This is a genomic window from Longitalea luteola (assembly GCF_017356035.1).
Lineage (GTDB): Bacteria > Bacteroidota > Bacteroidia > Chitinophagales > Chitinophagaceae > Niastella > Niastella luteola.
Genome location: NZ_JAFIQX010000006.1, coordinates 170,584 through 186,205, shown reverse-complemented (window position 1 = coordinate 186,205; position 15,622 = coordinate 170,584). Strand labels below are relative to the sequence as shown.

Below are 15,622 nucleotides of genomic sequence, written 5' to 3'. Positions count from 1 at the left end.
ATACGGAAACCGGGAGCCGGTAACAGTGAAGGACCTTGCAACTCATTAATAACGAGAACGAAAACTTAAAACAGAAAACCGTATCTTCGCTCAACTTTTTGAGAATGAAGATTCTAATTCAACAGGTTACAATAACTGACCCATCATCCCCATTTAACGGAACAAAGCAGGATGTCCTTATAGAATCAGGTATTATCAAGGATATTCAACCTGCTATTTCAGTAGAAGCAGATAAAGTTATTACAGGCAACCAGCTGCACCTGTCGCCCGGATGGGTGGATGTATTTGCGCATTTTGCCGATCCCGGTTACGAATTCAAGGAAACCCTCGAAACAGGCGCCCGTGCCGCAGCAGCCGGCGGTTATACCGATGTGTTCGTGATCCCCAACACCAAACCGGTAGTGGATAGCAAAACCCAGGCGGAATACATCAGCCAGAAATCCCGGTCCCTACCGGTGAATGTGCATCCCATCGGCGCAATTTCGAAAGGCACCGAAGGAAAAGACCTGGCCGAAATGTACGACATGCGTACCAGTGGCGCCGTAGCTTTCAGCGATGGTTTGAACCCGATTCAATCTGCCGGTCTGTTGCTGAAAGCGCTCCAATATGTAAAAGCTTTCGAAGGAACCATTATACAAATACCCGACGATAAAAGTGTTGGCGCCAACGGCCTCATGCATGAAGGTATTGTGAGTACCAGACTTGGTTTGCCCGGCAAACCCATGATGGCAGAGGAGCTGCAGGTGGCCCGCGACATCAAACTGGTGCGGTATTCCGATTCAAAACTGCATTTCACCGGCGTAAGCGCCCCCAAATCGCTGGAATATATCCGCCGTGCGAAAGATGCCGGCCTGGCGGTGACCTGCTCGGTTACTCCCTATCATCTTTTCTTCACCGATGAAGACCTGATCGATTACGATACCAACCTGAAGGTATATCCTCCCCTGCGCACCAAAAGCGACGTGGAAATATTAAGGCAGGCTGTACTCGATGGAACCATCGATTGTATAGCATCACATCATCTGCCGCATGAATACGATAGCAAGGTGCTGGAGTTCGAATACGCCAAATACGGCATGACGGGACTGGAGACTTCTTATAGTGCAATAAAGACCATACTCCCCGCACTTACCGAAAGCCGCTGGGTGGAGCTGGTGAGCATCAATCCCCGGAAAATATTTGGATTGGACTGTCCGGTGATCAAAAAGGAGGCGCAGGCCTGCTTTACCCTTTTTGAGCCCGGTGTGCCGGTAACATTTACAACGGCTTCTTTCCGGTCGAAATCAAAGAACTCGGCCTTTACCGGTAAAACCCTGAACGGTGCTGTGAAAGGCATCATCAACAAGGAGACCTTATTTCTAAATTAATATCGTATTGTATGACTGTCGCATCATCCTCCTCTCCCAAAAACCTGGGGGTTCTTTATGGACTTATTAACGCCGGTGTAGCAATTGTATTTACAGTAATATTATATCTTGGCGGCGCAGAAACCTTTGTAAGCCCGGTTGCCTATGTAGGTATGGTTTTACCCATCGCAGTTTGTATAATCGGCGGAGTGCAGATCAGAAAGCAACAGGGTGGTTACTTAGAGTTTTCTGAAGCTTTGAAGGCAACCTTTCTGATACTGGTATTAGGATCACTGATCGCAACCGTTTTTCAATATATTTTGTTTAATTACATTGATGTGTCCTTCAGGCAGGCGCTGGCCCAGGTAACAGCCGACCAGGCGGAAAAACTGATGCGCAGGTTTGGCGCGCCGGAAGACAAGATCGACGAAGCTGTAGAACAGACCTTAAGCCAAAACAACTACACCATCGGGAGATTGCTCATGGGTTTTGTTTTTGGCTGCATCTGGTGGTTCATAGTCGCCCTGATCATATCGGCGATCATCAAAAGAAAACGGCCTCCGTTCGAAAATACTTTTAACCAATAACTATGGATATTTCCATTGTAGTGCCTTTGTTGAATGAAGAAGAATCCCTGCCCGAATTGTGTGCATGGATTGAGCGGGTAGTTACTGCCAATGATCTTTCCTATGAGATCATTATGATCGATGACGGCAGCACCGATAATTCGTGGCTGGTGATTGAACAGTTGCGTGCAAAGAACCCTAATATTAAAGGGATCAAGTTCCAGCGTAATTATGGTAAATCTGCTGCACTGAACGAGGGTTTCAAAGCCGCTATGGGTAAAGTGGTGATCACAATGGATGCCGATATGCAGGACAGTCCGGATGAAATTCCCGAATTGCGAAGAATGATCATTGAAGATGGCTATGACCTGGTAAGCGGCTGGAAAAAGAAACGTTTTGATAATACCCTCACTAAAAATATTCCGAGCAAGTTCTTTAACTGGGCTACCCGGCGTATGTCGAAGATCTATTTACACGATTTTAATTGCGGTCTCAAAGCTTACAAGTATAAAGTAGTTAAAAGCATTGAAGTGTATGGCGAAATGCATCGTTATATACCGGTGCTGGCAAAATGGGCCGGTTTTAAAAAGATCGGCGAAAAAGTGGTGGAGCACCGCAAGCGCAAATACGGTATTACCAAATTTGGCTGGGAGCGTTTCGTTAATGGCTTTCTCGACCTGGCATCTATTACATTTGTAGGTAAATATGGCAAACGGCCCATGCACTTTTTTGGATTGTGGGGTTCTGCCGTGCTGGTGTTGAGTGTTCTGATGGTGTTGTACCTGATCATTTCAAAGATTATTGAACCGGAATATGCCATTACCAACCGGCCGGTTTTTTATATTTCCTTAACGCTTATGGTCATGGGTACGTTGATGTTCATTGCCGGGTTCCTCGGCGAACTGATTACGCGTAATGCAGCCGGCCGCAACCATTATTTAATTGAGCAGAAAACAGGTATCGAATAATGGCTGTAAAAAAAATCGTCATCATAGGCCCCGGGCATCCGTTGCGGGGTGGCCTGGCCACCTTCAACCAGCGGCTGTGCAAGCAGTTTATTGATGAAGGCCATACCTGCAGCATCTACTCTTTCTCCCTGCAATACCCTTCTTTCTTATTTCCCGGTACAACGCAATATTCAACAGAACCTGCGCCTGCTGATCTGGAGATTTATTCTGTGATCAATTCGGTACATCCGATAAACTGGCTGCAGGTAGGAAATGAATTGAAGCGTATCAAACCCGATATCATTGTGGTGCGCTACTGGTTGCCGTTTATGGGGCCTGCCCTGGGCACTATTTTGCGCAGGGCGCGAAAAAACCGTCATACCCGCATTATTGCGATCACTGATAATATTATTCCCCACGAAAAAAGACCCGGCGATGTAGCGTTCACCCGCTACTTCCTGAATAGTTGTGATGCTTTTATCACTATGAGTGAAAAGGTAATGACCGACCTGCGTCAGTTTGAAAAGAACAAACCCGCGCAACAGGTATTACATCCCCTGTACGACAATTTTGGCGAACCGGTAACAAAGGAAGAGGCCCGCAAAAAACTGGGACTTCCGGCCGGTGAAAAGATCATACTGTTCTTTGGCTTTATCCGGAAATATAAAGGGCTTGATATCCTGTATGAAGCCATGGCATTGTTGAAACAACCAGCCCAAACGTCAACGCCAAAGTTATTGGTGGCTGGTGAATTTTATGAAGATGAGAAACCGTTCCAGGACCAGATAAAGCGATTGGGGATCGGGGATAGCCTGATCTTGAGAACAGATTTTATTCCCGACAGTGAAGTGAAATATTATCTGTGTGCCGCGGATATGGTCATACAGCCCTACCGCAGTGCTACCCAAAGCGGGGTTACGCCCCTGGCCTATCATTTCGAAAAACCGATGGTGGTAACCAATGTTGGAAGTTTGCCTACCCTGGTGCCCCACGAAAAAGTTGGCTTGGTTTGCGAACCTGAACCAGCCTCACTGGCCGCCGCTATTAACCGTTATTTTGAACTTGGAGAACAGCATTTTATACCACATCTTCGCGTCGAAAAAGAAAAATATTCCTGGCATAACCTGGTCAATACGATCCTGGCAATGAGTTAAAATGAGGCAGGTTTATTTAGTTAATTTCAAGACCTTTTATAATAAAATAGATGATCTACAGAAGCAAAGCACCCTTACGTATTGGTTTGGCCGGCGGTGGTACGGATGTAAGTCCGTATAGTGACTTGTATGGCGGGGCAATTCTTAATGCTACGGTGTCGTTGTATGCCTATGCCAATATTGAACCGCTTGCCGAAAAGACCATTCAACTGCAGGCTATGGACAGGCAGGAAACACAGCAATTCAGCTGGTCGGCCCAATTGCCCATAGATGGCCACCTCGACCTGTTAAAAGGCGTTTATAACCGTATTCAAAAGCAATACGGCATACCTGAAGCGGGGTTCAGATTGTCGACATTTGTTGACGCCCCCGCAGGCTCCGGTTTGGGAACTTCTTCTACGCTGGTGGTTGCCATTGTAGGCGCTTTTGCCGAAATGCTGCGATTACCCCTGGGCGAATATGATGTTGCCCAGCTGGCCTATGATATTGAGCGCAACGACCTGAAATGGGCCGGTGGCAGACAGGATCAGTATGCGGCTACATTTGGCGGCGTTAACTATATGGAGTTTTATGGCGAAAATGTGGTGGTAAACCCGTTACGCATAAAACAACAATACCTGTTCGAACTGGAGAACAACCTGGTGTTGTATTATACAGCCACCAGCCGCGAGTCGGCGAAGATCATTGAAAAGCAAAGCGAGAATGTGGTTTCGAAAAAAGAGAAACCGATCGATGCCATGCATCAGTTGAAACGCCAGGCCCAATTAATGAAAGAAGCCCTGTTAAAAGGGAGATTGCATGAAATTGGCGAGATACTTGATTTTGGTTTTCAACAAAAAAAGCAAATGGCCGAAGGCATCTCCAACACCCTCATGGATGAGATCTATGAAGCCGCTAAGAAAGCAGGCGCTACAGGAGGAAAGATCTCCGGCGCAGGCGGCGGTGGGTTTATGACATTCTATTGTCCGGGAAACGCCAAGTACCAGGTGATAGATTGCCTTTCGAAATTTGGTGGCTTTGTAAAGAACTACCAGTTTGTTGATCATGGAATGACCTCCTGGACAATATAGTCAATTAGCTAATGAGATAATTAGCTAATGTGATAATGCTTTAAGGCCGGACAGTTCCGATAAAAGCGAAGCTCGCGCCAAAAGCAGATCTTGTGGTTTGTATTTAATTATCACATCATCGAATTTTCACATTATCACATTTTTTAATTAAAATCTATGACAAATAAGATAACAGACATTATTAAGGCATCGATCAGTACCAAAGAAAGCATTTTGAAAGACCCCGTGTTGCTCGGTACAATCGACCAACTGGCTACTATTATTACGGCAGCATTACGCAACGGCAACCGCGTGTATTTCTGCGGTAATGGCGGCAGTGCAGCTGATGCGCAGCACCTGGCCGCTGAATTCTCCGGCCGTTTTTATACCGACCGCGATGCGCTGCCTGCAGAAGCTTTACATTGCAATACCTCGTATTTAACCGCTGTGGCCAACGATTACAGCTATGATGTAGTATATGCCCGGTTAATTAAAGGCATCGGTTTACAAGGAGACGTGCTTATTGGCTTATCTACTTCCGGTGATTCAGCCAATATTGTAAAGGCATTTGAAGTCGCCCGCGAAAAAGGCATTATAACCGTAGGATTTACCGGCGACAATGGTGGCAAAATGAAATTATTGAGCGATCACCTGGTGAATGTACCATCAAAAGATACTCCCCGTATTCAGGAAAGCCATATCATGCTGGGGCATATTATTTGTCAACTGGTAGAAGAACAGTATTTCGGAAAATAAAAGTGGGTTCCCTCACCAGCGGAACTGTTTACTATATGATTAAAGAGTGCATCATTCTCGCCGGTGGATTAGGCACCCGGTTACGCAGTGCAGTACCCGATCTGCCGAAATGTATGGCGCCGGTGGCAGGAAAGCCATTTCTTGCCCATGTTATCAACTATTTCAGGGAACAGGGCATTGAAAAGTTCATATTCTCATTGGGCTATAAATCTAAAGTGATTCAGCAGTTCCTGGATGCGTCGTATGCCGGCCTCAGCAAACAATATGTTATAGAAAAAGAACCGCTGGGAACCGGTGGAGCCATTCAACTCGCCTGTAGACAGGCTACGGAACGGCATGTGCTGATCCTGAACGGTGATACCATGTTCTCGATTCAGGTATCTGCCCTGGCTGCATTTCATTTGCAACACCAGGCACATTGTACACTGGCCTTAAAACCCATGCAGCGATTCGACCGGTACGGCGTGGTTGAAATAGCAGATAATGGCGCTATTACCAGTTTCAGGGAAAAGCAGTTCTACGAGAACGGCCTTATCAATGGCGGCATTTATGCATTGCAGGTAAACACGTTCCTCCATGAAGCTTTGCCGGAAAAATTCTCTTTTGAAAAAGATTACCTGGAAAAGTTATATACGGCCCGGCCCATGTATGGCATTGTTCAGGACGCCTATTTTATTGACATTGGTATTCCGGAAGATTTTGAAAGGGCGAATAAGGAATTGCATGCCCGCTCGAACGACGTTCAAACTGACGGCGTTTGATGCTGAAGCAGCCTTGCGATTAGGTAAGTAATAATTTAAGAAATGTTAGACCTTAAACAGATCGATAAAACCTGGACTTTATTTCTCGACCGGGACGGTGTTCTCAATGAAGAGAAATACCAGGATTACGTGTATAATTACGATGAGTTTATTTTTTATGATGGTGTGCTGGATGCATTAAGATCATTGACCGAAATTTTTGGTCTGGTAATAATTACGACCAATCAGCGTGGTGTGGGACGTGGTTTAATGACAGAAGCAGATCTATTGCATATCCATACCTGCATGACTGCTGACATCATAAAAAACGGCGGCCGCATCGACCGCATATATTATTGTGTAGCGAATGACGCCAGCCACCCCAACCGAAAGCCTAATCCCGGCATGATCTTCGACGCGAAAAAGGATTTCCCGGAGATCGACCTGCAAAAATCGTTGATCGTGGGTAACAATATGAGTGATATGGAATTTGGCCGGAATGCCGGCATTCACACCGTTTTTGTAAAGACAACCAACCCGGAACAGGAGCTTCCCCACCCTGCTATTGACCTGGCGTTTAATTCATTAGCCGATTTTGCAAAAGCTTTGCAAAAAGCATAAAATTTTATCAACCCTTTCACGTTCCTGTTGGGGATGGCGCAAAACGGCATCGTAACTTTGTCGCGGCCTGTCAGGTTGTAAGCATTTAGCATATAAACTATGAATTACCACTATATAAAATACTGTTTTACCAGTTGGTTATTGATCGTCGGTTTATTGATCGCAACGTCGGCATCGGCGCAACGCATAAGCCAGGCAGATAGTAAGGAATTGGAACGTAAAGAGGATACTTTAACGAAGCTATCGGGCAAAATGGTTTTCAGTGAAAGTGCCGCTGACCGTTTTCGGTCAGACAGTCTGTTCACCCGCACTTTTGTGCGAGCCCTGAAAATAAAGAACGCTTTTTATTATCCGTTCGATTCGCTGAATATTTCAAAACTGTATGCACCTGACAGTACCTTCCGCATCTTTACCTGGCAATTGAAAAAGGATGAATATGTTTATTTGCAGAAAGGGGCGATACAAATGAATACACCCGACGGATCGCTGAAACTGTTTCCCCTGTTCGACTATTCCATGTTCACCCCCAAACCGCTTGATTCGGTGCGCAGTCGTAACAACTGGATCGGCGCTATTTATTACCGCATAATAGCCAAGGAATATAATGGTAAAAAGTACTACACCCTTTTGGGGTTCGATGATTTCAGTGTGAGCAGTAACCGGAAATGGATGGAAGTATTACATTTCAATGAGCGCGGAGAACCGGTATTCGGCGGCGCTATGGTATCCTTCAAAGAAGATTCTGTAAAGAGGCCGGTACAGGCGCGCTTTAATATTGAATATAAAAAAGAAGCCAAGACCTTTTTCAATTATGATCCTGAAAAAGATCTGATCGTATTTGATCACCTGATCTCTGAAACCAATGAGCCGGAAAGAAAGTCAACCTATATACCTGATGGCGATTTTGAAGCATTCAAATGGCAAAATGGCCAGTGGGTACATGTACCGCGGCTCGAATTTGACATGAAACTGAAAGATGGCCAGTTCCCCCAGGAATCAACCATTTTAGATGATGCCGGTAACGCCAATGAGCAGCGGCTGGAAGAAGCTTCCCGGAAGACTATGGAACGGGAAAAAGGAGTACAACCGGCAACAACTGCTCCTCCTAAAAAAAGCGCATCGCCCAGGAAGAAACAATAAGGGTCAGTTTATAAAAGACGACGGCTGCCTTTCAAGAAATGGCCTGGGAATAATGAAGGAGAAACTGTTGATGCAGGGGTTGCTGAAAGATCAATGTCCGTTGATCTTTACTAATATTTTTGGTTAACATAGTTCCAATAATTATTCAATTATTGGAATCCCCCATGCATATCGAGGCTTCGTTTTGTATACGCAGGATCGCTTGATAATGCTTAATCATCAAGTTTCAAAACGGCCAGGAATGCTTCCTGCGGAACTTCCACATTACCTATCTGGCGCATACGTTTTTTACCCTCTTTTTGTTTCTCCAACAGTTTACGTTTACGGCTGATGTCACCACCATAACATTTGGCAGTAACGTCTTTACGCATGGCGCTGATATTTTCGCGGGCCAGTACTTTGGCGCCAACGGCAGCCTGTATGGCTATCTGGAATTGTTGGCGGGGCAGCAGCTCCTTCAGTTTTTCGCAAAGCTTGCGGCCAAAATCCTGGGATCTACTCCGGTGAATAAGCGCGCTGAGGGCATCCACTTTATCGCCATTCAGCAGGATATCCATCTTAACGATATCGCTTTCGCGATAGCCGATAGGATGGTAGTCGAAGGACGCATAGCCACGGGTCTGGCTTTTTAGTTTATCGTAGAAGTCGAACACGATCTCTGTCAGCGGCATCTCAAACTGCAGTTCCACGCGCGTTGTGGTCAGGTAGCTTTGGTTCAACAGGATGCCGCGTTTGCCGAGGCAAAGCGTCATGATATTACCAATATATTCAGGCTTTGTAATGATCTGGGCTTTAATATATGGTTCTTCTATCCTGTCTGTCTTTACAGGATCAGGGAATTCTGTAGGGTTGTTCACGATGATCTTTTCGCCCTTGGTGGTATAGGCGATAAAACTTACGTTGGGAACGGTGGTGATCACTGTTTGGTTAAACTCCCGCTCAAGCCTTTCCTGGATGATCTCCATGTGCAGCATACCCAGGAAGCCGCATCGGAAACCAAAGCCAAGGGCCTGTGAGGTTTCCAGTTCATACGTAAGTGAAGCGTCATTCAGCTGGAGTTTGTCCATACAGTCACGCAGTTCTTCAAACTCATCAGTATTTACAGGAAAGATGCCTGCAAATACCATCGGTTTCACTTCCTGGAAACCTTTGATCATTTCCTGCGTTGGATTATTCCTGAGGGTGATGGTATCACCCACTTTTACTTCTTTTGCGTTCTTGATACCGGTAATAAGATAACCTACATCGCCTGCACTTACTTCCTTCTTTTCCGTCATCTTCAGTTTGAGGATACCTACTTCAGCGGCTTCATAATCCATGTCGGTAGACACAAATTTTACGATATCGCCCTTGCGGATGGTGCCGTTGAGTACGCGGAAGTATACGATGATACCGCGGAAGCTGTTAAACACGCTATCGAAGATCAGGGCTTGCAGCGGCTCTTCGGGGTTTCCTTTGGGAGCCGGAATGCGTTCCACGATCGCTTGCAGAATGCCGTCTACGCCAATACCCGTACGGCCACTGGCCAGCAGGATATCCTCCGGTTTACAGCCAATGAGCTCAATGATCTGGTCCTTAACTTCTTCGATCATGGCGCCGTCCATATCAATTTTATTGATAACCGGGATGATCTCCAGGTCATTATCAATGGCGAGGTACAGGTTACTGATAGTTTGGGCCTGAATACCCTGGGTAGCGTCTACCAGCAACAGGGCGCCCTCACAGGCAGCCAGTGCACGGCTCACTTCGTAGCTGAAATCCACGTGGCCCGGGGTGTCGATCAGGTTCAGTATATATTCCTGTCCGTCAGTATGTTTATAATTGATTTGAATGGCGTGGCTCTTGATGGTAATACCTTTTTCCCGCTCCAGGTCCATATCGTCCAGGACCTGGTCCATCATTTCCCGTTCACTGATGGTATTGGTGGATTGTAACAGTCTGTCTGCCAGGGTACTTTTACCATGGTCGATATGCGCTATGATGCAAAAATTGCGGATATTCTTCATTAAGTCGATTGTCCTTTAAATACCGGCAAAAGTAACTGATTTTGGCGGCATTACAGAGAGAAAGTGAATGTGTTTTTAGGGGTTGGAAAAATCCTCTTCCCTACCTTTGCACCATGGATTCCCTTCGACCGATGCTTACTTCCTACGCCTATAACATCCTCGGGTCTTACGAGGAGGCCAAAGACGTAGTGCAGGACGTTATGCTGGAAATGATCAACCGCACCGGTTCCGACATTCAAAATGAAAAGGCCTACCTTACGCGGTCGGTGATCAACCGCGCCATCAATGCCCGCAACAGGTTGCAGAAGATGCAAGCCGGTTATCCCGGTAACTGGTTGCCCGAACCCGTAGCCACTGAAACGGCTGATGCTGAATTGAATCAAAAAGACATTCTCTCCTATTCCCTCATGGTATTGCTTGAAAAGCTGGATGCCAAACAACGGGCAGTTTTTATTCTGAAAGAAGCATTCTCTTATGAACATGAAGAGATCGCGGAAGTCTTGGACATCAGCATAGAAAATTCAAGAAAAATACTCAGTCGCGCCCGAAAAGAGCTTCAAAACGTGACTGTTAACGAAAACGTTAAAACGCCCACCGAATACCTCGATAAGTACCTGGATGTTATCCGCAGTGGTGATATTAAGAAGCTGGAACAACTACTGAGCAAGGATATCGTACTGGTTTCTGATGGTGGTGGCAAGGCAGCAGCAGCCCTGAACCCGCTGATCGGGGTGGAAAATGCCTCATTGTTCTTAGCCGGTATTTTCAACAAATTTTACCATGACAGGCATTTTGAATATGGAGAAGTGAACCACCACCCTGCTATCTTCTACTATGAAAATGAAGAGCTGGTGAACTGCCAGATCTTTGAGTTCCGGAATGGATTGATCCGCCGGGTTTATTTTATGAGAAATCCGGATAAACTGGCGACGCTTGCAGGAACAAAGAAGTAAAAAGAAAAACCTAGATACTGTCACGCGGAAGTCCCCTTCTTTGTCATTACGCCACAAAATTTTATCTATCATGGAAAGAATCACCTTTAAGGAGGCTTCCGGCGTTTACAATGCATTAAAGCAGGGACAAAATTATGTAGAGAGTTGCGGACTGGATCATAAACTGATTGAGTTGATCTACCTGCGGGTATCCCAGATCAACAGTTGTGCGTATTGCCTCGACATGCACTATAAAAAAGCCATTCATGCCGGCGAATCACCACTTCGCCTGATCTCGATCTCTGCCTGGCGTGAAACAGATTACTATTCACCCCAGGAACAGGCAGCGCTGGCTTTTGCAGAATTACTCACGCATATGCCCGCAGAAGTAAACAGTGATGCCATACATGAAGATCTGGAGAAGCACTTCAGTAAGGAGGAGATCGCCAACCTTACTTTGGCTGTCATTCAGATCAATTCCTGGAACCGGCTGGTTCGTTCATTCGGACCAAAACCCGGACAGTATAAAGTGCCTGCTGCTACTGTGTAAGTGTATTGCTAATAGTTTACGGTTTATAGCTTATCGATAATAGTTATATTTAATAAAGGTTTAAAGTGATTCCCCGCTTTAAACCTTTATTTTTTTTATAATAATACTTCACTCGTTGACTGTCAGTAGAGATCCGGCTTTGCGCAGCCTGCCCCCGAAATAAAACATCTAAGAACTATACAGTTAAAACATAGAACTTTTTCTGATCGCGTAAATGGATTTCCCTTATTTGAAACTGCCGCGCACACAGTGGGGCTAGTTTTGCTTTCCCGAAACCGATACCTAAGTATTAGAATGTTAATTAAAATCATTAATACCTTATGTGTTCTTACCAGACCTTGTTTCACGACGACGAAAGTGGCTATGTGATCCTTTGCCGGGGATGCGATTCTATTCAGGTGGCTTTTGGCAATTTGCTGCTCACCTGGAGCCGTGCCGATTTCTACGATTTTTTCCGGTTCATAAAGCGGATTTTCCTTGAAACGCCCATAGATGTAACAGGCATTAATAGAAAAACACTGGCGATCCCTGTTCCGTGTGACGGCGTTCGAATGCTGCTGAGTACCCGCGAATTGCAACAGCTGCATCACATGCTCGACCTGGCCGAATCAGAATTACAGTCACAGCAGTTAATGAGTCTTTTGAGCGGAGAATAGTGCATTACAAAGCGGTTTCACGATTCAATTTTGAAAAATTAAGATCCCAATGAATAGGTTATCTTTTGTTCTGGCTTTATTATTATTTGCCGTTAACCCGGCGTTGGCCAATGATCCCGAAGATGGGTTTGGCACTATTAAAGGACGTATTACAACGGCCGATGGCAAACCGGCTCCGGCTGTTACAGTGGTGCTTAAGGGCACGAAAAAAGCAGCTGTTACAGAAGAGAACGGTAATTTCTCCCTGCATCATGTAAAAGCAGGAAATTATGAGCTCGAGATCACACAGGTAGGTTATGAGACCATCGTGCATGCAATACAGGTAGATGGCAATGCAGTAACCGCAGTTGCTATTCAATTGAAAATATCTTCTAAAGAATTACGTGAAGTTGTAGTAACCGGTGGTCGTAACCGCTTTGGTGCCACCAGCAGCGATTATGTGTCAAAGATGCCGTTAAAGAACATCGAGAATCCACAGGTGTATACCAGCATTTCGAAAAACCTGCTTAATGAGCAGCTCGTGTTTTCAGTGGACGATGCCTTACGAAACGCCCCTGGCGTACAGAAAATGTGGGATGCTACCGGCCGCAGCGGTGATGGCGGCGGCTTTTACAATATGCGTGGTTTTATTGTACAAAGCACCGTACGGAATGGCATCGCCGGCAATGTTTCCGGGCTCACCGATGCTGCCAACCTCGAAAAACTGGAAGTCATCAAGGGACCATCAGCCACTTTATTCGGGAATGTAGTTACTTCTTATGGCGGTATCATGAACCGGGTTACTAAAAAGCCGTATGATCATTTCGGTGGCGAAGTAAATTATTCTACCGGCAGTTTTCAGTATAACCGGCTGAGCGTAGATATAAATACCCCGCTCGATTCCGCTAAAAATGTATTATTACGTGTAAATGCGGCCTACAGAACTGAAGGCAGCTTTATGGACAACGGTTTTAACAGAGGATTTGTACTGGCCCCCAGCCTATCCTATAAAGTGAATGACAAATTGAATTTTTTACTGGAGGCTGAGTTTTATAGCGGACAAAACACCGGTTTGAACGTATTCTTTTTCCCTTATAAACAAACCGTTTCTGCATTGGGGGTCAACAGGGCCGATCAACTGAATATCGATTATAAACGTTCTTATGCAAGCGAAGACCTGTATCAGACTTCCAGGAACATGAACTTCTTTGGTCAGATGAACTATGCCATTTCAGACAATTGGAAATCACAAACATCCTTATCTGTCACCAACGGTTATTCAGATGGCCCATCTCCCTATTTTTACCTGTTGTCGACCGGCGCTGTTACAGGTACGGGAGAAGCAGGCAACGGTTATATTTCCCGTAACGACCAGTATACCGATAACAGTAAAGACCAGCTGATTGAACTGCAGCAGAATTTCATTGGTGACTTTTCTATAGGCCGTTTCAGGAACCGCTTTGTTGGCGGACTTGATTTTACCCACCACTTTACTGATCAGTTCTTTGGCGGCAATACGTATGATACCATTTCTGCCCTGAACCACGAAAATCTGGATGAAGTGGAATATCAAAGTTTATACCGCAGCTTCAACCGGACAAATATGGATAAGCTGTACCAGGAGAAAGGCGATGCATTCACATATCCAATGAATTTTATTGCCAATTCGTATAGCGCCTATGTTAGCGACATGTTTAACATTACAGATAATTTGATGGTGCTGGCGGCGTTGCGGTTAGATCATTTCAATAACCGTGGGCCGGCTGATAATATTACCGGAACAGCTGTTAACCGTATACCATTTAGTCAAACATTTCTGTCGCCGAAATTTGGTATCGTATACCAGCCAGTGAAAGACCAGGTATCGCTCTTTGCCAATTATCAGAATTCGTTTACTAATAAATACGGTGCCAGGGATCCTAACAGAGATCCTGATATAAAAACAAATGATTTCAAGCCCGAGCAGGCGAATCAGTTGGAAGGCGGGATAAAACTGGATGTACTGGATGGTAAAGTAAGCGCATCGGTTAGTGTTTATCAGATCAAAGTGACCGACGTGATCCGCCCCGATCCCAATAATGCCAATGTATCTATCCAGGATGGTACACAAATTAGCAAGGGATTTGATGCGGAATTGGTGGCAAGTCCAATAGCAGGTTTGAGCCTGGTAGCGGGTATGTCGTACAACGATTCAAAGTTTGAAAAAGCCGACGATAAAAATGTGGAAGGAATGCGCCCCGGAACAGCCGGTTCGCCCTGGGTAGCCAACTGGTGGATCAGCTATCGCCTGCAATGTCCTCAATTGAAAGGTTTAGGCGCTGGTTTTGGCGGTAACTATGCCAGTGAGAATAAAGTTATCAATAGCAGGGATCTCGGCACCTTCATTTTACCGGAATATACAGTACTGAATGCATCTGTATTCTATGATCAGCCGAAGTTCAGGATCGCTGTAAAAATGGATAATCTTGCCAATAGGAAATACTGGGTGGGCTATACGACCATCAACCCGCAAAAGCTCAGGAATTTTGGCGCCAGTGTAGCGTTCAAATTCTAGAAGTAAGGCTAACATATAATTAACGTGGCACGGTTAAACGTCGTTTGAACGGAAACCGTGCCACGCTTTTTTACTCCCTATTTCACTTATGCGCGCACTCTCCTAACCACTAAGGCTAAGTATATGTCTTTATTTGATTTTGGGTTTAATCATCAAACTGTTGAAGCAGCGTGGTCAAAATTTGCAAAGGGGTGGTTTGGGACTGTATTTTTACATCGTTATAACAATCCAATGCAAATGAAACCGAAACCTAATCCTGAACCCTAGAAGAAACATGACCCTTAATAATCCGAACCCAACCGTACCCTGAACCTGCCGGCAGGCCTGATCGAGTAGCGATATCCAATGATCCGAAGAAAAAACCAGCAGCTGATATCCTTTGAAACTGAGATCCGGACCTGAAATGTAGCAATAGCACCCTGAATATAACCCGAACGATCCGTACCCTTTGAGGGCTGATTTGTAGCAATCCCTAAATCCTGAACCTGGCCCTTGAAAATGACCCTGACCGACACTGGTAACCTTTAAATTATTCGAATTAAACCGTACCCTTTGAAGGCTGATTTGCAGCTATCCCTAAACCCTGAACCTGACCCTTGAAAACGACCCTGACCGACACTGGTAAC

General features: G+C 45.5%; 14 protein-coding genes. 13 read left to right on the top strand and 1 reads right to left on the bottom strand.

Annotated elements, in window-relative coordinates; genetic code table 11:
* Nucleotides 1-104: 104 nt before the first annotated feature.
* The 9 genes from JUB15_RS16720 to JUB15_RS16680 all read left to right on the top strand — a co-directional run bounded on the left by JUB15_RS16720 (nt 105) and on the right by JUB15_RS16680 (nt 8,319).
* Nucleotides 105-1,367 carry a dihydroorotase gene (locus tag JUB15_RS16720; RefSeq protein ID WP_207513641.1) on the top strand — a complete coding sequence of 421 codons (1,263 nt, stop codon included), beginning with the start codon at nt 105-107 and terminating at the stop codon, nt 1,365-1,367.
* An 11-nt stretch (nt 1,368-1,378) separates the two neighbouring features.
* Nucleotides 1,379-1,933, top strand: coding sequence for a DUF4199 domain-containing protein (locus JUB15_RS16715; RefSeq protein ID WP_207513640.1), 555 nt, complete (start codon nt 1,379-1,381; stop codon nt 1,931-1,933).
* A gap of 2 nt (nt 1,934-1,935) precedes the next feature.
* Nucleotides 1,936-2,880 (top strand): glycosyltransferase family 2 protein, encoded by a 945-nt coding sequence (locus JUB15_RS16710; protein WP_207513639.1) that lies wholly within the window; start codon nt 1,936-1,938, stop codon nt 2,878-2,880.
* Nucleotides 2,880-4,013 carry a glycosyltransferase gene (locus JUB15_RS16705; protein ID WP_207513638.1) on the top strand — a complete coding sequence of 378 codons (1,134 nt, stop codon included), beginning with the start codon at nt 2,880-2,882 and terminating at the stop codon, nt 4,011-4,013. Before JUB15_RS16710 ends, JUB15_RS16705 begins: the two co-directional genes overlap by 1 nt.
* Nucleotides 4,014-4,063: 50 nt before the next feature.
* Nucleotides 4,064-5,083 (top strand): GHMP family kinase ATP-binding protein, encoded by a 1,020-nt coding sequence (locus JUB15_RS16700; protein ID WP_207513637.1) that lies wholly within the window; start codon nt 4,064-4,066, stop codon nt 5,081-5,083.
* 156 nt (nt 5,084-5,239) lie between these two features.
* Complete coding sequence (locus tag JUB15_RS16695) at nt 5,240-5,818, top strand: D-sedoheptulose-7-phosphate isomerase (RefSeq protein WP_207513636.1); 579 nt, start codon at nt 5,240-5,242, stop codon at nt 5,816-5,818.
* Nucleotides 5,819-5,853: 35 nt separating this feature from the next.
* A complete protein-coding gene (locus JUB15_RS16690) occupies nt 5,854-6,579 on the top strand; it encodes a nucleotidyltransferase family protein (protein WP_207513635.1) in 726 nt (241 codons plus the stop codon).
* A 42-nt stretch (nt 6,580-6,621) separates the two neighbouring features.
* On the top strand, nt 6,622-7,179 hold the full coding sequence (locus JUB15_RS16685; protein ID WP_207513634.1) for a D-glycero-alpha-D-manno-heptose-1,7-bisphosphate 7-phosphatase: 558 nt from the start codon (nt 6,622-6,624) through the stop codon (nt 7,177-7,179).
* Between the two features lie 99 nt (nt 7,180-7,278).
* A complete protein-coding gene (locus JUB15_RS16680) occupies nt 7,279-8,319 on the top strand; it encodes a hypothetical protein (protein ID WP_207513633.1) in 1,041 nt (346 codons plus the stop codon).
* Nucleotides 8,320-8,531: 212 nt separating this feature from the next.
* Here JUB15_RS16680 and lepA read toward each other — a convergent pair whose 3' ends face one another.
* Nucleotides 8,532-10,325, bottom strand: coding sequence for a translation elongation factor 4 (lepA, locus tag JUB15_RS16675; protein ID WP_207513632.1), 1,794 nt, complete (start codon nt 10,323-10,325; stop codon nt 8,532-8,534).
* 113 nt (nt 10,326-10,438) lie between these two features.
* Between lepA and JUB15_RS16670 the strand changes: the two genes are divergently transcribed.
* From JUB15_RS16670 to JUB15_RS16655, 4 genes are all read left to right on the top strand, one after another.
* Entirely contained in the window at nt 10,439-11,278 is an 840-nt protein-coding gene (locus tag JUB15_RS16670) for a sigma-70 family RNA polymerase sigma factor (protein ID WP_207513631.1), read from the top strand.
* Nucleotides 11,279-11,348: 70 nt separating this feature from the next.
* Nucleotides 11,349-11,807, top strand: a complete 459-nt coding sequence (locus tag JUB15_RS16665) for a carboxymuconolactone decarboxylase family protein (protein WP_242696379.1) — start codon at nt 11,349-11,351, stop codon at nt 11,805-11,807.
* A gap of 320 nt (nt 11,808-12,127) precedes the next feature.
* Nucleotides 12,128-12,463 (top strand): DUF6686 family protein, encoded by a 336-nt coding sequence (locus tag JUB15_RS16660; protein WP_207513630.1) that lies wholly within the window; start codon nt 12,128-12,130, stop codon nt 12,461-12,463.
* A 49-nt stretch (nt 12,464-12,512) separates the two neighbouring features.
* The gene (locus JUB15_RS16655) at nt 12,513-14,996 is read left to right on the top strand and encodes a TonB-dependent receptor (protein WP_207513629.1); all 2,484 of its coding nucleotides are present in this window, start codon (nt 12,513-12,515) and stop codon (nt 14,994-14,996) included.
* The last annotated feature ends 626 nt before the right edge of the window (nt 14,997-15,622 follow it).